The 21,759-nt window shown below is 44.4% G+C and carries 19 protein-coding genes; 12 read left to right on the forward strand and 7 right to left on the reverse strand.

The window, feature by feature from the left end; all coding sequences use genetic code 11:
• Positions 1–61: 61 nt before the first annotated feature.
• On the forward strand, positions 62–1,336 hold the full coding sequence (locus ONE56_RS04535; RefSeq protein ID WP_318184359.1) for an MFS transporter: 1,275 nt from the start codon (positions 62–64) through the stop codon (positions 1,334–1,336).
• A gap of 61 nt (positions 1,337–1,397) precedes the next feature.
• Entirely contained in the window at positions 1,398–2,069 is a 672-nt protein-coding gene (gene hxpB / locus ONE56_RS04540) for a hexitol phosphatase HxpB (RefSeq protein ID WP_176319261.1), read from the forward strand.
• A 229-nt stretch (positions 2,070–2,298) separates the two neighbouring features.
• On the opposite strand, the gene ONE56_RS04545 is transcribed toward hxpB, so the two are convergent.
• The 5 genes from ONE56_RS04545 to ONE56_RS04565 all read right to left on the reverse strand — a co-directional run bounded on the left by ONE56_RS04545 (position 2,299) and on the right by ONE56_RS04565 (position 8,145).
• On the reverse strand, positions 2,299–3,783 hold the full coding sequence (locus ONE56_RS04545) for a sensor histidine kinase (protein WP_423840303.1): 1,485 nt from the start codon (positions 3,781–3,783) through the stop codon (positions 2,299–2,301).
• A complete protein-coding gene (locus ONE56_RS04550) occupies positions 3,783–4,460 on the reverse strand; it encodes a response regulator transcription factor (protein ID WP_041156471.1) in 678 nt (225 codons plus the stop codon). The genes ONE56_RS04545 and ONE56_RS04550 overlap by 1 nt, the downstream gene beginning before the upstream one ends.
• A 63-nt stretch (positions 4,461–4,523) precedes the next feature.
• Positions 4,524–6,482 (reverse strand): LTA synthase family protein, encoded by a 1,959-nt coding sequence (locus ONE56_RS04555; protein WP_423840304.1) that lies wholly within the window; start codon positions 6,480–6,482, stop codon positions 4,524–4,526.
• Complete coding sequence (locus ONE56_RS04560; RefSeq protein ID WP_331438173.1) at positions 6,470–6,856, reverse strand: diacylglycerol kinase; 387 nt, start codon at positions 6,854–6,856, stop codon at positions 6,470–6,472. The genes ONE56_RS04555 and ONE56_RS04560 overlap by 13 nt, the downstream gene beginning before the upstream one ends.
• A gap of 386 nt (positions 6,857–7,242) precedes the next feature.
• Positions 7,243–8,145: a DMT family transporter gene (locus ONE56_RS04565; RefSeq protein WP_423840305.1), complete on the reverse strand. Its 903-nt coding sequence runs from the start codon at positions 8,143–8,145 to the stop codon at positions 7,243–7,245.
• Positions 8,146–8,242: 97 nt separating this feature from the next.
• Between ONE56_RS04565 and ONE56_RS04570 the strand changes: the two genes are divergently transcribed.
• The 6 genes from ONE56_RS04570 (at position 8,243) to udp (ending at position 15,024) form a co-directional block, all read left to right on the forward strand.
• Positions 8,243–9,169, forward strand: coding sequence for a LysR family transcriptional regulator (locus ONE56_RS04570; RefSeq protein WP_423840306.1), 927 nt, complete (start codon positions 8,243–8,245; stop codon positions 9,167–9,169).
• A 211-nt stretch (positions 9,170–9,380) separates the two neighbouring features.
• Positions 9,381–9,878: a type VI secretion system tube protein Hcp gene (locus ONE56_RS04575; RefSeq protein WP_052481554.1), complete on the forward strand. Its 498-nt coding sequence runs from the start codon at positions 9,381–9,383 to the stop codon at positions 9,876–9,878.
• A 175-nt stretch (positions 9,879–10,053) separates the two neighbouring features.
• On the forward strand, positions 10,054–10,788 hold the full coding sequence (locus ONE56_RS04580) for an RNA methyltransferase (protein WP_331438176.1): 735 nt from the start codon (positions 10,054–10,056) through the stop codon (positions 10,786–10,788).
• 192 nt (positions 10,789–10,980) lie between these two features.
• A complete protein-coding gene (locus tag ONE56_RS04585; protein ID WP_041156475.1) occupies positions 10,981–11,400 on the forward strand; it encodes a CBS domain-containing protein in 420 nt (139 codons plus the stop codon).
• 276 nt (positions 11,401–11,676) lie between these two features.
• Positions 11,677–13,983, forward strand: a complete 2,307-nt coding sequence (locus ONE56_RS04590; RefSeq protein WP_423840307.1) for a zinc/cadmium/mercury/lead-transporting ATPase — start codon at positions 11,677–11,679, stop codon at positions 13,981–13,983.
• Between the two features lie 282 nt (positions 13,984–14,265).
• Entirely contained in the window at positions 14,266–15,024 is a 759-nt protein-coding gene (gene udp / locus ONE56_RS04595; protein WP_041156477.1) for a uridine phosphorylase, read from the forward strand.
• A 73-nt stretch (positions 15,025–15,097) separates the two neighbouring features.
• On the opposite strand, the gene ONE56_RS04600 is transcribed toward udp, so the two are convergent.
• Both ONE56_RS04600 and ONE56_RS04605 read right to left on the reverse strand, forming a co-directional pair.
• Positions 15,098–16,270: a DUF1887 family protein gene (locus ONE56_RS04600; RefSeq protein WP_423840308.1), complete on the reverse strand. Its 1,173-nt coding sequence runs from the start codon at positions 16,268–16,270 to the stop codon at positions 15,098–15,100.
• 152 nt (positions 16,271–16,422) lie between these two features.
• Positions 16,423–18,414 carry a methyl-accepting chemotaxis protein gene (locus ONE56_RS04605; RefSeq protein WP_415679355.1) on the reverse strand — a complete coding sequence of 664 codons (1,992 nt, stop codon included), beginning with the start codon at positions 18,412–18,414 and terminating at the stop codon, positions 16,423–16,425.
• Positions 18,415–18,776: 362 nt separating this feature from the next.
• On the opposite strand from ONE56_RS04605, the gene hinT reads away from it, so the two are divergent.
• The 4 genes from hinT (at position 18,777) to lpoB (ending at position 21,722) form a co-directional block, all read left to right on the forward strand.
• Entirely contained in the window at positions 18,777–19,127 is a 351-nt protein-coding gene (hinT, locus tag ONE56_RS04610; protein ID WP_331438180.1) for a purine nucleoside phosphoramidase, read from the forward strand.
• 146 nt (positions 19,128–19,273) lie between these two features.
• Entirely contained in the window at positions 19,274–20,671 is a 1,398-nt protein-coding gene (locus ONE56_RS04615; protein WP_423840309.1) for a COG3014 family protein, read from the forward strand.
• A complete protein-coding gene (locus ONE56_RS04620; RefSeq protein ID WP_423840310.1) occupies positions 20,671–21,063 on the forward strand; it encodes a YcfL family protein in 393 nt (130 codons plus the stop codon). The genes ONE56_RS04615 and ONE56_RS04620 overlap by 1 nt, the downstream gene beginning before the upstream one ends.
• Before the next feature lie 68 nt (positions 21,064–21,131).
• Positions 21,132–21,722 carry a penicillin-binding protein activator LpoB gene (gene lpoB / locus ONE56_RS04625; protein ID WP_041156480.1) on the forward strand — a complete coding sequence of 197 codons (591 nt, stop codon included), beginning with the start codon at positions 21,132–21,134 and terminating at the stop codon, positions 21,720–21,722.
• The last annotated feature ends 37 nt before the right edge of the window (positions 21,723–21,759 follow it).

Genomic DNA, 21,759 nt, shown 5'->3' on the forward strand with positions numbered 1-21,759 from the left:
CAAGGACTGCGCCCCTGAAAAAGGGGCGTGGAATTCCTTTACCCTACAAAACGAGGAATATATGGAAAATGTAAGCAAACAGTGGCTTGGATTGCCACTAAATCTGATATGGGGATATATCGCCATTGCTATCTTTATGACGGGAGATGGCTTTGAACTGGCATTCCTGTCGCACTACATCACCGAGTTAGGTTTTACCCCTGCTCAATCATCCTTTGCGTTTACACTTTATGGTTTGGCCGCAGCTCTGGCCGCTTGGGTGTCTGGCGTGGTAGCGGAAATCATTACTCCGCAGAAAACCATGAAAATTGGCTTGCTGCTATGGTGTGTCTTCCATGTATTGTTCTTAACGTTAGGGTTAAGCCAGTCAAACTACGCGTTAATTCTTTTATTTTATGGAATCCGCGGGGTGGCTTATCCACTATTTCTTTATTCCTTTATCGTGGTAATCGTGCACAACGTTCGTAGTGATGGTGTAAGTTCAGCGCTTGGCTGGTTTTGGACGGTATACTCCATTGGTATCGGCGTAGCGGGTAGTTACATCCCAAGCTTCACTATCCCTTGGATCGGCGAATATGGCACCTTGTGGTTATCGTTAGCTTTTTGTGCAGCAGGCGGACTGATCGCCATGATTACCCTGCGTCATGTTAAAACACCAACCCACATGCATAACTTGACTAATAAACAGAAACTGACCGAGCTGAGCCGCGCCGTCACGCTACTCTATACCAATAAAAATGTGCTTTACTCCAGCTTCGTACGCATTATCAACACCCTGTCGCTATTTGGTTTTGCCGTCATTATGCCGATGATGTTTGTTGATGATTTAGGATTTACAACATCCGACTGGCTTCAGGTATGGGCGGTGTTCTTCTTTACCACCATTTTCTCTAACGTCTTCTGGGGCATCATGGGTGAGAAACTTGGGTGGATGAAGGTTGTGCGCTGGTTCGGCTGCATTGGAATGGCGCTTTCTAGCCTAGCGTTTTATTACATCCCTCAGCACTTTGGAAACAACTTCTATATGGCACTGATCCCTGCCATTTCTCTGGGCATTTTCGTGGCCGCGTTTGTACCAATGGCTGCTGTGTTTCCTGCACTAGAGCCAAATCACAAAGGTGCAGCGATTTCTGTCTATAACTTGTCCGCGGGGCTATCCAACTTTCTTGCGCCAGCAATTGCAGTGGTCTTGCTGCCGTATTTCAGTACGATAGGCGTGGTGATTGCCTATACTGCCTTGTATGTGTTGGCGTTTTTCTTCACCTATTTAATTAAAGTGGAGCAACCTGGTTTCGAAGCGAGAGGCGTTGAATCGAGTAAAGTTACTGTTGCGTAAGACGGTTTAGAGTATGGCAACGCTTTTGGTTGCCATACTTTTTCTATTTTTTGAGGTAAGTATGAATAAAAAAGCAGTTATTTTTGATATGGACGGTGTAATTATTGACTCTGAACCTTTGTGGCAGGAAGCACAGATTGAATCGTTGGCTAGTGTTGGCGTGACCGTCACCCGTCAGGACTGTGAGCAATTGACAATGGGGAAGCGTGTTGATGAAATTGCGCGTACTTGGTGTGAGATGTACTCACTGTCCATGCCAGAAAAAGAGTTGGAAAGTCTTATTCTGACTAAGCTGTGTAACCGAATTTCCACCACTGGTGAAGCAATGAAGGGTGTCTATGACGCGTTAAGTTTTTTCTCACAGCAGGGCTTAAAGCTGGCACTCGCAACCTCATCGAACCACGTGGTGATCAAAGCTGTCTTTGATCGTCTTAAACTGTGGGATAAATTTAGTGTGATTTGCAGCGCAGAAGATGAAGAGCATGGTAAACCGAGCCCTGATGTTTATCTGACTGCGGCTCACAGACTTAAGGTTGATGTTGCTGATTGCTTGGTGATAGAAGACAGTTTTGTCGGTCTGACTGCTGCTAAAAGCGCAAATATGATGACTTGCTTAGTTTCTCCATATTGTCAGCATAGCAAATTTACTAAAGCAGATAAACGTTATGTCAATCTAGATTGTTTATTGCAAAGCTACCGAAACTCCCATACTTGTTTGGTACTGCCCAGTTGATAAGTTTGAATATTAATCAGACAAAGTCTGACTAACTCCCTAGTTCTGAATGATTTGTACCAGTATGACTGGACAGTTATCTAAGCGAGACTTGCCATACTTCAATTAATTCGTTCATTGCTAAATTAATAAATGAGTAACTCGGAATTGTCCAAAAATTTGTTACACACATGTCCACTGTGTGTGTTATCACCAAGCGACTTTATCATTTACTACATGGAGCTTTGGGTTAGTTGGGCGTAACGTCTATGGCAGAATCGTTTCTCATTTGTGGAGGCGGTGATGAGTGAGGGAGATGAATTTTTACCGCGAATTGAGCTTGGCTCTCTGACTGGGAAATCGTCAAGTCATAGCCATTGTGCTGGCATAAATTCTCAACAATCGATAGACCGAGACCAAAGTGTGTTGAGTCGGTTCGCGACGTATCAGCTTGATAAAGCGGTGATGTCAGTTTATCGAGCTGTTTATGATCAAGCAGTTTACTTAGTTGATTGATTACCTCAATCTCCATTCCATCTTTAGTCGACCACACATTAATTTCTACGAGTGACTTTGGCATACGATAAAAAAGTGCATTATCTACCAGGTTAAATACAATCGTTTTTAAGCTAAATCTATCTGCATAAAACGTCGTATCTACAGGGACTTGGGTCTTAACTATTGATGAAATATGCGCATATTTAAATGAAAACTCACTTAATATTTCTTGTATTACATCGTTGATATCGAGTTCTTCTTGATGGAGATCGATGTGTGATGCCCGTTGCAATAACAAGAGTTTTTCAACAATATTTTTCATTCGAGTTGCAATCGACAGGACGTCTTGCTGATAAGTTTCGCCAAGTCTTGGGTCGTCTGGGTAACGCATATACACTTCAGTCAGTGTCAGTATTTCAGCAATCGGTGTTTTGAGCTCGTGAGCGATGTCACCGGTAATCCGCTTCTCACTGGAAAGAAGATATGCATTGCGCTGTATATATTGGTTTATTTGCTGACGAATTGGTTCAATTTCATCGATCGTGTGTTTGGGCTTGGGCAACAGAGTTGGTGACTCATGATCCTCTGTAGCGGTGAGTTTTTGCAGCTGTGCATTAAGAGAGCTTAGAGGCTCAAGACCTTTATCAACGATCATGACTGCCAAATAACGCATGAGCGCAATAGAACCCAAAAATCCCACTACCAGCAAAATATCAATGATCAGCAGCATCTGCTCAACGGCATGATCCGATTTATACAACGCTAGGTACAACGGTGCTTCTTCTAAATCATGAGCGTTATTTGTTGGTCTAAAAGAAGACAATGATGCTTTACCACTCAAGCCATTGGGTAAAGTCGTTGGAATAATTGTTGTCGTATTCACCGCTACATTTTGCCTAGGCAAACTTTCCGCTGGAAATGCATCAAATGACGGAGAGTAGGATAATAAGGTGTCCCCTTGCCATAACTGATAAAACTCTGGGTCATCCTCACGACTAAATTCGGGATGGAGTTTCATTGCTTGTGCCGTTGGGGAGCGATGAGCCACATCTGAAAAGTAGGCTTGGAGGCTTTCTGTTCGATTAAGTAAAGACTGATCAAATTGTTCATCTATCCAACCATCGACGCTGAGATCAACGATTAAAAATACGGCAAAGACGATAAACCCAAATACTAAAGACAGCCAGTTAATCAGCCGATACTTAATGGATCTATGTGTTGCGTGCGAAGACCACATCAGCAACCCTCTACAATCATGTAACCAAAACCGCGTTTGTTTCTGATCGGCAGTTGTCCACCATACTGACGCACTTTTTTACGAATCGAAGACAAGTGCGCTTCTATGGCATTTTTAGATAAGTGATCAAAGCTACCCACCACAGATTCACTGATCATTTCTACTGTTACGACTCTTCCTTTAGCGTTAAACAAGCACTGGACAATCATAAATTCGTTCTTAGTTAATTCAATGGGTTGTTGTTGATAAGAGAAGGTTTTCGTTGCTGTGTCGAGATCAAAGTCGCCAATTCGAATATGAGTATTCATTGATTGGGTTAAGCCACGTCGAGTGATTGCCAGCAAGCGGGCATGTAGTTCTTCAAAAGAAAAGGGCTTGGTTAAGTAGTCGTCAGCACCTTCTAGTAAGCCATCGATACGATCTTGAGTTTGAGTTTTGGCAGACAAAATAAGAACACGAGGTCCATTTTCCTTTTTTCGCAATGTCTTGAGAACGTCCATTCCGTCAAGACTGGGTAACATCATATCAAGAATAATCGCATCATAGTGATTGACTAGTGCCATACTCAGGCCTTGTGCTCCGTCACCACTATCGTCGACTGTAAATCCAAGGTTGCTTAGACCAACGCGTAAACTACGTCTAAGAGGCTCAGAATCTTCTATGATTAACAATTTCATGCTGTTAAAAGGCCCAATAATTAATATTGGGCCATATTATCACAATTTTTAAACACACTGCGATTATGGCTGATACCAACCTTTTTGATACGCAACGGAACCAAAATTGGCATAAGCGTGTGCTTCTTCGATTAACGCCTCGTCAGCTTGACCTGGTGACAACACGCGATTATGAAGATCAAATGCTTGTGGTGGCTTATTAGGCTGAAAGATGATCGCTTTGTCCGATTTCAGATAAGCAAAATTTTTATCGTATTGAAGCATCGCTCGAGGTTGGTCTTCTTTCATCGGTTTGGTGAAGTCATTGCCAAGCAGTGGCGTTTCCCCAGATGCCCCAATTAGAGACAACAAGGTTGGCGGCAAATCTATTTGACTCGCTAAACGACTTTCTTGCTTCGCAGGGATATCCTGACCAAAAATGACGGCCGGAATATGAAAGTGTTTGACTGGTACTAAATCGGCCCCTGAAACACGTGAGTCATGATCTGCGACCACAACAAACACGGTATCTTTCCAGTAGTTAGACTGCTTGGCCTTTTTAACAAACTCACCTAACGCGTAATCTGAGTATTTTGCCGCATTATTCCTTGTTGCTGCGGGACTGTCGTAAGGCGTTATTTTACCTGCGGGGTAGTCATATGGAGAATGATTTGACGAGGTAAAAACTAAACTGAAAAATGGCTTACCTTGTTTAGCCAGTTTATTGAATTCGTAATCCGCTTGATCATACAGGTCTCCGTCTGAGGCGCCCCACGAACCGGTAAAGTCGACTTTTTGGAAGTTATTAATATCAACAATATCGCTAAAGCCGTTGCCTAAAAAGAAGCTCTTCATATTGTCAAAATGGCTTTCGCCTCCATAAATAAACTGAGTCTGATAGCCCTGAGCTTTAAGAAAACTGGCCAAGGTAAAAAAGTCTTGTTGCGATTTATCTAACTTCACCACGGAGCGTGCAGGCGTAGGTGTAAAGCCAGTCACTACGGCTTCAATACCACGAACAGAGCGAGTGCCGGTAGCGTATAGGTTGGTAAAATTCCAGCCTGATTCCATGATTTTGTCTAAATTAGGGGTGAGAGGTAAGCCACCTAAGCTGCCAACGTAGCGAGCTCCTAGGCTTTCTTGCAATAAGATAACCAGATTCTTTTTGCGCCCTGGGTAGCTAGATTGACGAAAAGTTTTCGTTGGTGCCGTGGAATCGATGTACTTTGCGTCCTGTAATTGCTGGCTTTGATAGATGTTATCCAACAACGATTGCTGAGGCAGAGCGCCATAGTATTCAGCGCTTGAGTCTTCGTGTTGCAGTTGTTTTAAGGCAAATCCAACTGAGTAAATTGAGTTAATGCTTAACTCGTTTAATAAATGATCCGTTGAAAAAGCGACGAACGCTGGGTTGATTGGTCGGTGTTCCAATGTGCCTCGTGCACCAAGAAAAACGCCAATGGTGGCCAAAAAATAGATGCCAACTCGTGAAGTCGCACTGACTTTCCACGTGGTTTTTTCCGCGGTGGTTACTATTTTGGAAACGATTTTGGTATACAAAAATAAGACTATCGTCGTTACGACAATTTCGATTTTGTAACCGCCGAACAGCATACTCAATACTTCTTTAGGGTAGATTAAGTAGTCAATAAATAGACGGTTAGGGCGCAAGTCATATTCAAGAATAAACGTAGGTGTGATGAGTTCAAAAAATACGATCACTACGCTGATCGCAATTAAGTAAACTCGCACGACAGGCCAAAGTATGCGCCCAGCATGCAGTAACTTAATGACGAATAGTGCAAGCAATGCAGGTGCGAAGGCGTAGCAAACCGTTGAAACATCAATTCGAAACCCGCCAATAAACAGCTCTGAGTAGTCCGTAACCGCAAAAACACGCTCCGCTTGCCAAATAGCCAAAAGACTGCGTGAGAGACTCAGTACTAATAGGTTGGTGACCATCATGACAACGATGGTCGTCAGTGTTCTCAGTTCTACTTTCGCGGTGACCACGTCTTTAATACGCGCTGTTATAGACTCCATAATACTGCCCCCCAGACCAGCACACACATCACCATACTGAGAAATACCAAGGCCGAGCCAATGTCCTTCGCTACACCAGAAAGACGATGAAAATCTAGTCCAACTCTATCGACGACCGCTTCGATAGCGGTGTTCACCATTTCGGCAAAGAGGACAAACAGCATGGAAACGATAACCGCCACCGTCTGCAAGGCACTGATGTCGAGATAACAAGCGATTCCCGTTAGCGGTACGAACAGCATTAACTCTTGTTGAAACGCCGCCTCATTTTTTATTAACCATTTGAAGCCATTGAAGCTATGTAAAAATGTATACAGAATTCTTGTAACCCCAGTTCGCTTTTTAACGGCTGAGGATGAAATGCTTTTATGCATGCTGATTTTCCTGACAAGATGAGATCTCATCTAGCGATGTCTGTTCGTTCTTAGTTGGAACACCGTAAACGGGTTAGACGTAAATAATATTATCGTAAGAAAAGTGATTAGTTTCGGCTTAAAAAACAGAAGAGCTAATGACTTTTAGCTGCCTATGGTGCCTTAATAAACTTAAGGTTTACTTAAGATACTCCCTACAACTGAGGGATACTAAAACGGCGGCTGGTTAGCCTATTCACGCCAAAAGTTGGTTTTGACGAAGACACTTCGTGAGATTAAGCCTCAAATTTGTTCGACCGACAATGTTCAGAATACTGCAACGTGAAGTAAAAGGAGTTTATACAACCTGAATACGACGCGGGTCATAAAATCTTAGATTGCTTTCATCAACCTTGTTTACGGACTGATGCATGAAGGACGGAAGCCAATAACAGAGCTGCGCCAGCCCACTGAAGGCTGGTGAATGTTTCTTGTAACCAAAACATCGAAAATAGTGCACCAAACAAAGGCTCGCTGCCCATCAAAAGTGACGCTTTTGTTGGTGAAATTTTGCGAACCGCATAATTTTGGACATAGAAAGCAAATAGTGTGCAGAAAAGAACCAAAAAGGCGGTGATGAGCCAAAAATCAACCGAGGATGGAAGTAAACCCACAGACATCTCTAATGAGGTGACGCTGATTAACATGGCCCCCATCGCCACAACGAAAGATTGGACACAAGTTAGAGTCGTATTGGTAATCTGTTTACCGTGAGCCAGTTTTTGGGTCATGGTTACCATGATTGCTCTTAGCCCTGCTGCGCAAAGAATAAAAATATCACCTTGATTAAAGGTAAGTTGAAACTGTCGGTCATAACTCAGCATAAGTACGCCACTGGTACAGAGTACTGACAGAAAAATGAGTTGCCTGTCCGGCTTTCTTTTCCCAACCAATACGTCGACGAAGGCAGTAAATATGACATTTAAACTGATCAGAAACGCTGCGTTTGAGGCCGTGGTTTGGCTAACGCCGTAAACCTCAAAAAAGAATACTAACGCTAGGATAACACCAGTCGGTAATCCGATAGACCAGTCGGGGCTTTTGCGTTTAAGGATGTCTTTGGCTAACAGTGGCGCCAGCAGCAAGAACGTCCAGCCAAAACGGATGGCAATGAACATGGATACCGTTGTGTAGGTTAATGCGCTTTTGGTCAAGCCGTAACTGCTTCCCCACACGATTGCCACAAGAAGTAGCAAGACCTCCGGCATAATGAATATTGGCAGCTTGGTTCTTATCGCTAAGCTAGGCATCGCTTTATCTCCTAATAGAATCTCCGAGTTGACTCATTCACTATCCATGAGTACGTTATGTGAAACAATGGCTGTATTTGGAAAGGATTTTTGCGCTATGGACACAAATAAACTCATCGCTCTTTTACCTGAGATGGCGGTATTTGTTGTTGTGATCGAGGAAGGCAGTTTTTCAAAAGCAGCGGAGAGGCTTGGTGTCGCTCCATCTTCAGTGAGCCGATCAATTTCTAAATTGGAGACGGGGCTATGTCAAAAACTCCTTGAGAGAACGACGCGGAATATGAGATTGACCAGTGCAGGTGAAGAAATCCATGGGCTATGTGTGGACATGCTCAAGTCTGCGCGATTGGCATCGGACGCTGCATTTTCCTCTCAAAATGAAATAGCGGGAGAAGTTAGGATCGCAGCCCCGAGAGCCTATGCCAATCAAGTGCTTTCGCCATTGATTCTCGATTTTCTCGACGCTTACCCGAAAGTTTCAGTCCATATGATCGTAGAAGACCACTTTATCGATCCCATCGGGCATGAGGTTGACATGGTTATACACATCACGGACAGACCAGTGGAAGGTCTCGTCGCCAAAGTCTTGGGTATCAATAAATTAAGCGTGTGCGCCAGTCGTGCTTATCTGAAAAAGCACGGTTATCCATCCAGCCCGGCGGACTTATCGACGCATCAATGCTTACGTTTGGGAGAAACGTCTTTGGACAGGAAGTGGTCATTTGGCAAACGGGGCCAGATTCATCACGTCAATATCGACGGGCGATTTGCGGTTAACCATACTGAAATTCGCAAACAAGCGGTGCTAAGGGGAGGGGGGATTTCCATATTTCCTGAATTCTCCGTTGCTGAACTTATCGCGTCTGGCGATTTCGTCGAGCTCTTTTCCGATTGGGAGGTTCAAGGAAATTATACAGGACATATAGTTGCACAGTATCCACAGTCGAGGTTCATTCCAAGTCAACTCAAGGTACTGGTAGATTATTTGCAAAACAAGTTAACACTATGTCACTCAGAAGTATAACGTCATTCATTCCTTTGATATGAATAACTTCATTTCGTATTTCTATTTAAATCTTTCTTCACGTTTTCATCTTCGGGCTACCTTACCTATCTAGGCTTGATGGCAGCGGTCTTCTGCTGCGTGAATGATTTTTAGTACAACGTTTGAGCATCATCTTTCTGTTAAAAAGCTACCTATACTTGATCTGAACGTTGACCGAGGAGATCAGTTCATGAGTATAAGAAAAAAATCAATACTAATCGTGGCAAGTGCACTCATTACCGTCAGCATGACCGCTTCAGCGAAAGTTGAAGGGCCAATGATGATGACCATTGAAAATATTGGAACATCTGAAGTGTTGGCTTGGTCGTGGGGCGCTTCGAATAGCAGCTCTTTTTATGTTGGAGGCGGTGGTGGTGCGGGTAAAGCTAACGTTCAAGATGTGAGTCTCACGCGCTACAGTGATGCCCAGTCATCCCAAATCTTAAAGTATGTTGTCACGGGGGAGCATTTGGACAAAATCGTTCTGGAGCGAGATGGTTTACGTATCGAATTGAAAGATACGTTGATAAGCAGTTTTAGCGTTGGTGATTCTAGTAATGTTGGTAAGTCTAACAGGAGTAACGATGCGCAAACGGAGAACTTAAGCCTCGCGTTTAAACAAATTACATACGAAGTGGATGGTAGTCCGGCTTATTGTTACGACGTATCGACCAATACCACGTGTTAGTTGGTACAATATTTTAGCGAGTTTTTTACCAGTACCCTAATTCTAGCCCGCAACATAACGGTTTAGCGGGCTTTTATTTGGCTTCTTATCCGTCTCTCTTTAGCTGTGCTCGGGTTTACTCTATAATCCCCTCCGTTTTCTACGGTACTTAACCATTTTCTCCTGGGATATTTTCATGATTTCAAAAAACCAATTAAAACTGCTGCGTGCGTTAGGTCAAAAGAAGCAGCGTAAAGCGCACGGCTTATTTCTGGTTCAGGGTGAAAAGAACGTACTGGAGTTAGCGAGCAGTTCGCTTGTGGTCAAACATGTTTTTGCGACGGCAGAGTTTCTTGATCTGCACCGCTCAGAGTTAAGCGCCTTTGACTGCATTGAAGCCTCACTAGATGATCTAACGAAAGCCAGTACGCTGGTGAGTAACAATGCCGCTATTGCTGTCGTTGAAATTCCCAATGTAAAAGAGCCGCAAGCTCGAGGTCTAATGATAGCCTTGGACGGAGTCTCGGACCCAGGTAACTTAGGGACGATTATTCGCGTTGCCGATTGGTATGGTATTCAACACATTGTTGCGAGCCGCGATTGTGCGGATCCTTACAACCCTAAAACCATCAGTGCGACGATGGGCAGCTTTGGGCGCGTGCAAGTGAGTCTTGTCGACTTACCCAATTATTTGCAGCAAGCCAACTTACCGGTATATGGGGCATTTTTGGAAGGGGAAAGTGTCCACAAAACGGATTTCTCTGCAGAAGGTATTTTGCTGATGGGCAGTGAGTCTCACGGTGTGCGTGAAGAAGCTGCGCAGTTTGTGACTGATAAAATTACCATTCCGGCTTTTGGTGGTGCTGAATCACTGAATGTGGCGATGGCGACAGGCATCATACTGGACAATATGCGTCGTCAGCATAGCTAAGCCCGTAATCTACATAGATGAACACGGCACAGATAGTTTAACATGTCATAGATGGCTCAATACGCCATATAAATAGTTAAACGCGTCATATCTACCTATCTTTAAACAAAATTACGATTTTCCATTTAGTAAAATCGTAATTTTGGACGACACTTATCTTAAGGCTGTAAATCGGCATCGAAGGAGATAAGAATGAAGTCATTAAAAGTAAAAGATTACATGACCTTACAAGCTGTGACCTTTACAAAAGATATGTCACTTTCGGCCGCGTTGAATAAGGTCATGCAAAGTGTGACACTCGGTGGGCCAGTTATTGATGAAAACAAGAAGGTTATTGGGTTCTTATCTGAACAAGATTTGCTGGATAAGTTAGTCAAAGCGAGCTATTTCTGCCAAGACACACATACCGTTAAAGAGTGCATGCACCTAGATGTATTATCTGTATCACCGGATATGTCTATCATCGAGTTAGCGGATATGATGAAAGTTGGTAAACCTAAAATGTACCCAGTCGTTGATGATAAAGGAAAGCTTGTTGGTGTGATAACTCGACGGGACGTCCTACGAGCAATCGGTATGACCATGAATGATTGCTTCAAGCACCCGGTATAACCGTGGTAACAATCCCTAAGTTCCTATCTCTGAGGCAAGGTGCTTGAGTACCTTGTCAATGAGTTAATCCGTTTTCGAATGCATATTCTGCTAGTGGTACTCGGCGACGAAAACCGAACTCTCTCTTCTATCTATTTAGTAAATTAGAAATAACTATTCAGTAAATCAAAAAAAACCTTGACCTTGGAGCTATCTCCAGGGTTTATCCTTATTACTAAGAGCACAATGACTCAGATTCTAAAGGCTTAGTTCAGATAGTATTAAGGAGTGTTCACTATGTGTACCAAACATAAAGGTTGTCAATCTAATCATATTAAGACCGCGGTCCCTTTGTATTCGGGTGGCTCGTGCTGCGCGCCTCTAAAGGCCTCTGTTGGCACGTGTCCATCGAACATGGAAGGCGTCGGTAATCAGTGCTGTAAAGACGATAGCTGTGACACTGGATTCAGCGACGACGATGATGTTGAGCATCGGCTTAAATCAGGGAGCAATCATCGCTGGTTAGTGTCTGGCATGGATTGCCCGTCGTGCGCCCAAAAGTTAGAGAAAGCTATCCTATCGATTGACGGTGTTAGGCAGGCGAAAGTGTTGTTTGCGACAGAAAAACTGGTCGTGGACTTTGATGATCATGCTCTGACCGATGTTATAGAGCAAACGGCTCGTAAAACTGGATTTCCCTTAACTAAACCCAACGCACAAACGTCAAACAACGATGTCAAAAATTGGCAAACGTTGGTTTTAGATAATCTGAATATTGTTGCTATTGCCCTGGGTATGGTGATAGCAAGTGCTATTGCAACCACTTACCCACAACTGGGAACGTGGGGGTTTGCTATAACCTGCTTACTTGGCTTGTATCCTATTGCTAAAAAAGCAGTCAAACTCGCGCGAAGTGGGACGCCATTTGCTATCGAAACCTTGATGAGTGTCGCTGCTCTCGGAGCGCTCTATCTGGGAGAAACGGCAGAAGCCGCTATGGTGTTGCTCCTCTTTCTGGTCGGTGAAAAGTTAGAAGCTTACGCGTCATCCCGTGCCCGTAGTGGTGTTCAAGCATTAATGAACTTAGTGCCTGAAAACGCGCTTCTACTGGTTGATGGTGAACGTCATGAAGTCAACGTGTCACAACTGAATCCAGGAGACATCATAGAAGTGGCTCCAGGAGGACGATTGCCGGCTGACGGTGTCTTGATGAGTTCTGCTGCCAGCTTTGACCAAAGTGCGCTAACGGGGGAGTCGATTCCCGTTGAATATGATAATGGCGCAAAAGTGATGGCGGGCTCGGTGGTTGTCGACAAAGTGGTTAACTTACGAGTGACCTCACGTCAGGGTGAGAATGCTATCGACCGTATTCTGCATTTAATTGAGGAAGCGGAGTCACACAAAGCACCTGTGGAACGCTTTTTAGATAAGTTTAGCCGCTGGTATACACCGTTAATGATGCTGGTCGCAGTAATTGTGGTGGTTGCGCCTCCGTTACTTTTCGCACAGCCATGGGAAACCTGGGTATATCGCGGTTTGGCGTTGTTATTGATTGCGTGTCCGTGTGCTTTAGTGATTTCGACACCTGCGGCAATTACATCAGGCTTAGCGGCCGCAGCGAAGAGGGGCGCGCTCATCAAAGGTGGCGCTGCACTTGAGTTACTTGGGCGAGTAGACTCCATCGCGTTTGACAAAACTGGCACCCTGACCAAGGGAAAACCACAAGTAACGGATATACATCATTTTGATTGCGATAGAGAAGCGTTGCTCAGTGTGGCTGCATCGGTAGAAATAGGATCACATCATCCTCTTGCGGCCGCGTTGGTTCAAAAGGCGCAGGAAGAAGGAATAGCCATACCAGAGGCTAGCGACAAAACCGCGCATGCGGGGTCGGGGGTGAGTGGATACGTTAACGGACAATTGATCCAAATAACGGCCCCTTCTAAAGTACCGTTTAGGCTCGCCGCCGACGTTGCTCAAATGATTGAAGCGCTCGAAACCGAAGGGAAAACAGTCGTGGTCGTTCGCTCTGATGAACGTGTGATAGGACTCTTTGCCTTGCAAGATACGGTAAGAGAAGAAGCACGCCAAGCGGTACAACGCCTTAAAACACTAGGTGTTAACGCAATAATGCTAACCGGGGATAACCCTCGAAGTGCAGAAGCGATAGCAAAAGAAATCGGTTTGAATTTTGAATCCAATCTATTACCTGCTGATAAAGTGCGGTATGTAGAAAAATTATCTAAACGTCACACCGTTGCTATGGTAGGGGATGGGATCAATGATGCCCCTGCAATGAAAGCGTCGAGTATTGGCATTGCAATGGGAGGCGGTACCGATGTCGCGCTAGAAACTGCTGATGCAGCCTTGGCCCATAATCGCTTGGTTGAGATCCCAGCTATGATTGAGTTATCACGAGCGACGCTAAAAAACATTCGTCAAAACGTCACGTTGGCGTTGGGGTTGAAGGGGATATTTTTAGTCACCAGTTTGTTCGGTATTACCGGACTTTGGGTCGCCGTGTTGGCGGATAGCGGCGCGACTGCATTGGTCACCTTGAACGCGCTAAGGTTGCTGAGGTTTAAAGCCAATCACGTCGACTAACATCACGTGGTAATAGCATGTTGTTGGTAGCAATGCTTACTACGTCTGAGAAAACTTGCTCTATATTTAGTGGGTAAATAAGTGCTTGGTTAGACATAAAGTCATCTCCCATGCCTTATTAATGAGATCTGTGTATGTTTTTTGTGAAAATCATCATATGTTTCATATTTGAAATGTGACAAAAATCACTATATATCCGCAGAAGGTTCGCTAAAGTGCTGGCGTACCCTAACAACTGATTAATGAGCTTATCGTCAAATAAGCCACAACAAGGAGCGACTTATGTCTCAAGCTGTATTCCACTTAGGTATTACTGAAGAAGATTTAAATGGTGCTACCCTAGCTATCATTCCTGGTGATCCTGCTCGCGTACAAAAAATTGCTGAGCAAATGGAGAACCCAGTATTCCTAGCCAGCCAACGAGAATACACTTTATACCGTGCGGAACTAGACGGTAAGCCAGTTGTGGTTTGTTCTACTGGTATTGGTGGCCCCTCTACCTCTATTGCTGTTGAGGAGTTAGCTCAGCTTGGCGTTCGTACCTTCCTTCGTGTGGGTACAACTGGTGCAATTCAACCACATGTGAACGTCGGTGACATGATCGTAACGACTGGCTCTGTGCGTTTGGATGGTGCCAGCCTACATTTTGCTCCGATGGAGTTTCCTGCTGTTGCAGATTTTGACGTTGCAACTGCGATGCGCTCAGCGGTAGAAGAATCTGGTGCGGTTGTTCATATGGGCGTGACAGCGTCAAGTGACACTTTTTATCCAGGTCAAGAACGATACGATACCTTCACTGGTCGTGTGGTTAAGCGCTTCCAAGGCTCAATGAAAGAATGGCAAGATATGGGCGTGCTTAACTTCGAAATGGAATCTGCAACACTGTTAACCATGTGTGCGAGTTCTGGTCTGAAAGCGGGCTGTGTTGCGGGTGTTATTATCAACCGTACCCAAAAAGAAATCCCAGATCATGCGACGTTAAAAGAAACCGAAGCGCGTTCAATCAAAGTGGTTGTGGAAGCGGCTCGTAAAATGCTTTAAGACTTGTCATCTTAACTGATCGAATAAGCGATGAAATGACAAAAGCCAGAGTACACTCTGGCTTTTTTACTATTTAATCTAGGTCTTCATCAGACTTATAACCACCAGCGGCTTTAAACCAAGCGGTGAGGTGGGTCTTCAGGTCTTTCAATTCATCAGGACCAATTAAGGCTAAGCCTAGGTCTTCGGCTCGAGTAATGTCGTTGTGACGAAGAGGTCTGAAGCTGACTAACATCGCTCGTGCCTGTAGGCCTCCGAGAAGATCTCGAAGTGATTCCAGCTTGTATAGCGTATCATCACCATCATCTCGCATACCTTTTGTTTTGCATTCAATAATGTGTAGCTTATTGTTCACAACGGTTGCAACATCGAGCTCGTTGCGGACTTCGCTTTCCCCTCGTGTTCGGTACACCTGAACGTTCAAAGAGCGGTCTTGGATTGTCGGCATGGTATCTTGAATTTGTTTCACGGTACTGTTTACCAGTGTTTCCAACCATTCACCATTAGAGAAACGGCGAGCGTCTTCATTGGCGAAGGTTAAGATCCCATTTTCATAGGTGGCGATTTTTGCGTCAACAAGATCGGTCAGCAACATATTGAGCTCGCGGTAGCCTTGTTGCTTTTCCGACAGTTCTACGTCTAGCTTTTGCTCTTTGCGGCAAGTGGTTGCAAGATAATTTAAGGTTGCGAGTCCAGGACCAAGCTCAAGAGCATTGGAGGCCCAACGCTCACCCAGCGCATAAAGGGTTTGATCTAATTGGGGAGAAATATCGACAGTTTGGAATTCGGCTCGCGCACCGAAAATAGTGAGGTAGTCAGAAATCGTAATATGGTCTTCGACTTCCGTCTCTTCTTTTCCGTCCGGATACAGCCAACAAAGTTTATCGCTGTTTGGTTCCACGACAAAAATCGGCCAACGGTACGAGCGGAACACTTCATATACCGATAGAAGTCGATGGCGTAGGCCACAACTGGCGTTAAGTTTGACATCTTCTCCTCGATCAAACAGATCTTTTGCTAATGTTTGAATGGATTGTTTAATCAAAGAGGTGTTGACTTCAGACGGTATCTCAAAAAACTCAGAGGTAATCTCTCTTTGTTTCAACACACTACTCAGTCGTTCAAATATGCTTTCTTGGCTTTTTTCACCAATAAAAACGATATGCTTACTTACCGTGCGATTATCCAATAGAGGAGTGACCAATCTCACCGGGTCTTGGTCGATAATGCCAACATGAACAGCCATATTTTTTCCTTTTTATGTGACCGCTCTAAAAGATAAATGCAAAAGGTGAGCCGGTCATACATAAGCATATGTAGACACAAAGAACAAAAAACAAGGGCGACTTGATAAAAAGTCGCCCTTGTTTCATTAGTTAGTATAAATCATGGTGTTGGCTATAGCTTAAATCGGTGTACCAGCGCGTTTTGTTGGTGAGCCAACTGAGTGAGTGATTCACTGGTGTGAGCAATACTCGACATGGCTTGATAACTTTCGTCGGCGATATTGTTAATGTCTTCGATGCTACGTGCAATATCCGCTGACGTTTCACTTTGCTCTGCGGCAGCCTGCGAAATGTGCGTGCTCATCTGTGTTATCTCGATGATCAGTGCTTGAATTTCTTCCATTGAACTGTTGGCCTTCGAAGCTTGTTCGACCGACATCTCCATATCGCTCATACAGCTCTGGATGACTTGGTTCGCGGCTTGAGAGCTAGATTGAAGGTTGCTGATCATCGACTCAATTTCTGTCGTTGATTGTGTGGTTCTCGATGCCAAAACACGTACTTCATCTGCGACCACAGCGAAACCGCGTCCTTGCTCTCCCGCACGAGCGGCTTCGATGGCTGCGTTGAGTGCCAATAAATTCGTTTGTTCAGCGATGTTGCGAATGACATCGAGAATGGAACCAATTTGCCCGCTCATTTTTTGCAATTCAGAGACCGCCGATACGGACTCGTTGAGACGCAACTCAAGCTGGTTGATGGTCGAGATATTGGTGCTCATGACATTTCTGCCTTGTTCCGATGCTGATTCAACCCGTTGAACCATTTCCAAAGAACCTTGAGCACTTTGTGCGACTTCTTGAACCGAGTGAGACATCTCTGTCATTGCGGTCGCAACATTGGCTGTTTGTTCTCTTTGCGAATTTAATTTGAGCTGTGCATCCGATGAGGTGTGCTCATTACTCGCTGCCGTTGAAGACAAGTCGTCTGACGCGTCATTTAACTTGACAAGAATTTCGTGCAAGCTATCTGCCAATGAGTTGATATGGCCACTTACTCGGCTAAATTCATTGTTATAGCGAATATCAATTCGCTGTGTCATATCGCCTTCGGTTAAGCTCTCCAGTACTTTAAGAATTCTAGTCAAAGGTTCACGCACACTGTGCGCGATATGGTAGCCAATCGCCGCGGCAAACAGGACAACGATGATGCCAATGAGGATCGCTTTTGTAACGCCGGCAGAATAGATATTGCCCGCTTCGGCAAGAGATTCATTCAATTTATTGGTCGCAGTCGAATTGAACTGTTTAAGGATGACCATCGCGGAATCGACTTTGTTTGCAAGGTTAGCAATATTGTTATAAAGCGCAGCGCGGGCGTTTAGGTAGTTGTTATGCTGATCCAGCACGCCACCACGCTGACCAACGTCGCGAGTAAACTGCTCAACAGAATCACCGAATGCTTTTTTCAGCTCTGGCAACTGAGCAACCAGACCACGAAATGCATAGTTAAGATGAGTCACCGCTTTGCGGTTTTTGGCCACAGCTTCTGTTACAAATTCAGGGTCCGAACTCGCCAATGCATCAGACGTAATGACTTCGGCATCTTTTAACTTGATGAAGTAACTCTTCGCCATGACTTTCACTGAAATACTTGACTGGTCTGCAACGTACTCCTTAAGACCGACAGACAACTGGGTTTGTAGGGTTTGGAAGCGTCGAGAAGATTTTTGGACCTCCTCTTGTGCTGCAAACATCGCTTCGTAGTTGTCCATCGCCTCTAAGGCTTCTGTAAAGTAGCTTTGTTCTATGGTTTGCAGTTCGGAGTAAGATTCCGCAAGAGAAGGGTACATCTTGCTTGCAGACTCAAGTTGGCTCAAGGTTTCCTTAAATCGTTGTTGTGATTTAGCAAATTCCTGACGCATTTCTTCCATGCGTTGTTTATTCTCTGTAGTGAGGAAGTCTTTGAACGACTTATCAGCAGAAAGCAACTCGACACTGGTTTGATTAGATAAAGAGACAAGTGGTAAAGACGACTTGGAAACATTTGCAAATTTTCCATGAATATCGCTCATTCCACCCATCATGATGGTAATGGTGACGGCAAATAGGACGATGATCAGCGCGAACCCTGCATACATCCGTTTAATAACTGAACCTCGCATACGTGAGTTTCCTCTCCCAAGAATAGACAACGAAAAAGATAATTTTCACTAAATAACCACTTGTGAAGACATCGCTAAATCGAAGGTTGTAGTAATCGGAATGCCTTGAATAAACAAATGTCATGAGATTATTGATGATTATCTTAAAAAAGTAACAAAATTCATCGGATTGTATTGAGTATGTGAAGCACATTTTATGACGCATACGACAAAAATAGGCTCTGCTCTAAAGTATTAACGGAGAATGTTAACTCAAGCGAGTTCGTCGATGGCGCTTACTTTGGTAAAACCCTTGTTTTTATTGAGCTCTGCGTAGGCTTGACGCATACTAAAGTGACTCAACCTCATAAAATGGAGCTCCCATGGCAGAAGAGACGATATTTAGTAAAATTATTCGTAAGGAAATCCCAGCAGACGTTCTCTATCAAGATGATTTAGTGACGGCTTTTCGTGATATTAATCCACGCGCGCCAAGCCATATTCTTATCATCCCAAATAAGTTGATCCCAACCACCAATGACGTGGAAGTCGAAGACGAAGCGATGATGGGACGCCTATTTACGGTTGCGAAAAAACTTGCCAAAGAAGAGGGTATCGCCGAAGACGGTTATCGCCTTATCTTAAATTGTAACCCACACGGTGGGCAGGAAGTCTACCATGTCCACATGCACCTACTCGGCGGTCGTCCGCTTGGTCCAATGGTCGTGAGCTAACAATAGGGGGTGGAGTACCACCCCATTGTTGTATTTCCAGTGGACTCAATCTCTAATCGCTATAACAATTTGTCTTTAGAGCAAGTTGTCTTTAGAGCAAGGCGATTAGAGATTGTCTTTAAAGCACACATTTAGTGGAGATGACTGTGAAACTCGGTGTGAAGTTGCTTGGACTGATAACTTGGACTGCCTTGGCATCGGGGTGTGCAAACCTTTCTGCAGGTAACTTGTTTAGTCACTACAGCGCTCAAAACCAAGACGTTTATCAAGCGTTGGTTGCCGGCCAATATGCTGAAGCAAAGGAAAGCCACTCGAGCGACGTCGGTGGCGAGATTCTTGGCAACCTTGAAGAGGGGCGATTGTCCTTTCTTGCACAAGATTACCCTGATAGTTTTAGTGCGTTCGAACAAAGTGATCAGGCGGTAAAAGTGCTGCAAGAGCGGGCGACCGTGTCGGTATCCGAAACAGCAACAAGCGTTGGCTCTCTCGCGGTCAATGACAATCTCAATGATTATCAACCAGCAGATTACGAACTTGGTTTTTTACATTTGTACTTAGGTCTTAACTACCTGCAAAAAAATGATCTTGAAGGCGCGTTAGTCGAAGTTCGTCGAGCCAATCAAGTGCAAGAGGCGGCAAGGAAAGCGCGTGAAAAAGAGCTAAAAGCTGCAGAAAAAGACATGCTAAGCCAAGGTATGTCTGCCAACTTGGGCAGTGTGTTAGCGAATTACCCCGATGCAGGAGATAAGCTCGGAGCGGTGCAAAATGGCTATTTATTCTATTTGTCGGGGTTACTTTACGAAGCATCACGAGATTTAAACAGTGCTTATGTCGACTATAGACGCGCGTTAGCTGTGATGCCAAACAACCAACAAGTTATTGAAAGTACATTATATGCCGCTAAAAAGTTAGGTATGCGTGAAGATTTGCGTAAGCTTGAAAAACGTTATGGTAAAGCCCCATCAGGGTTAAATTCGTCTCAAGGACGGGTCATTATCCTTGATGAGCAAGGGGTGGTTGAAGCGCTACAGGGGTGGCGTATCGACTTGCCGATACGTGATAGTCGAGATAATTGGGCGATCTACTCTTTGTCTTTGCCTTATTATCCCAATCGCGGCGTAATACGATTGAGTGACTTGGCTCTGAACAACAAGAAACTTTCGTCCAGTACTTTGGTCAATGTAAATGCGATGGCGCAAAACGATCTCAATGAACGCCTACTTTCGATAGTCATTCGACAGGCGATTCGTGTTTGGACGAAAGATCGACTCAGAAAAGAGGCCACCAAACAAGGTGATGATATTGGCAATATCGTTTTCAACGTCTGGAATACATTAACCGAACAGCCGGATACTCGAAGTTGGCAAACGTTACCTGCCCAAGTCAAGACGGCATCACAAATCGTCAAGCCTGGTAAACAACGCTTAAACTTAGGTGATCAGGTGTACGAATTTGACGTACCTGCACAGCAAACCACATTAGTTTGGGTTTCTAGGCAGGGAGCACACTCAACGGTGTGGCATAAACAATTGGGGAGATTGTAATGAGAGCATGGCTGATTAGCTTGATGGTGATCATTGGTTTAGCGGGATGTGCCGCCAACACGGCGGGTGTACGTATTGATGGTCAGACACAGCAAGTTTTTTTCAATGATAACGTACTAGGCAGTCGTTTGGTGTTAGATAACGTCTCGACGACTTATGTCGACGACAGAGCCAGAGGCGTTGTTCAGTTAAGTAGCCAATATAAGGGCGACCAACAAATTCTTTACCGATTCTATTGGTATGACAATACGGGGCTAGAAGTTAATACCAAGCCCGGACCATGGCGAAAAATGATTGTCCGTGGTTATGAATCCGCGATTCTGTCAGAGGTGACCGTTAACCCTAACGGCACACGTTTTCGCGTGCAAATTCGCGAAGCAACAGACAATTAATTTACGGCTGTGCCGTCGTAACCGCGCTGTAAGTAAAGCGTTGGTATGAATGAAACTAAGGAACTCTCATGAAAAAAAGTATTATTGCTCTTTTAGGTCTTGCCGTCATTTTGGGTGGTTGTTCTAACAAAGTCACTTACGGTGATGCGCAAGCAACAGAAACGACCACGATCGATTTTGGTTCTACCGATCTGCAAACTATTGCCGCAGAAATGGTTGATAGCATGATGATGTCGGGTTCTGTAGCGGCAATTACTCGTGACCAACGTCCTATCGTCTTTGTTGAACGGATTAAGAACAAAACCAGTGAACACATTGATACTGAATCCATTACCGACACAATTTCAACTAAAATGCTCAATTCTGGTAAGTTCCGTTTTGTTGATATGGATCGAGTTGATTCTGTGCGTCAGCAGCTTAACTTCCAAAATACCGATGAACTCGTAAATCAAAGCACTGCGATTCAATTCGGTAAAATGGTAGGGGCTCAATACATGCTATACGGCAACCTGTCGAGCATTGTGAAAAATGCAGGCAGTGATAAAGATGTCTATTATAAAATGACTATGCGATTGATGGATCTTGAAACGGGCTTGATTGAATGGGCTGATGAGACCGAAATTCGCAAAGAGCAATCTAAAAGTTTATTTGGTATGTAAACGGCTGTCTTTGTCTACAGGCTAATAAACCCGAGTC

This window comes from Vibrio mytili (assembly GCF_049563345.1).
GTDB lineage: Bacteria > Pseudomonadota > Gammaproteobacteria > Enterobacterales > Vibrionaceae > Vibrio > Vibrio mytili.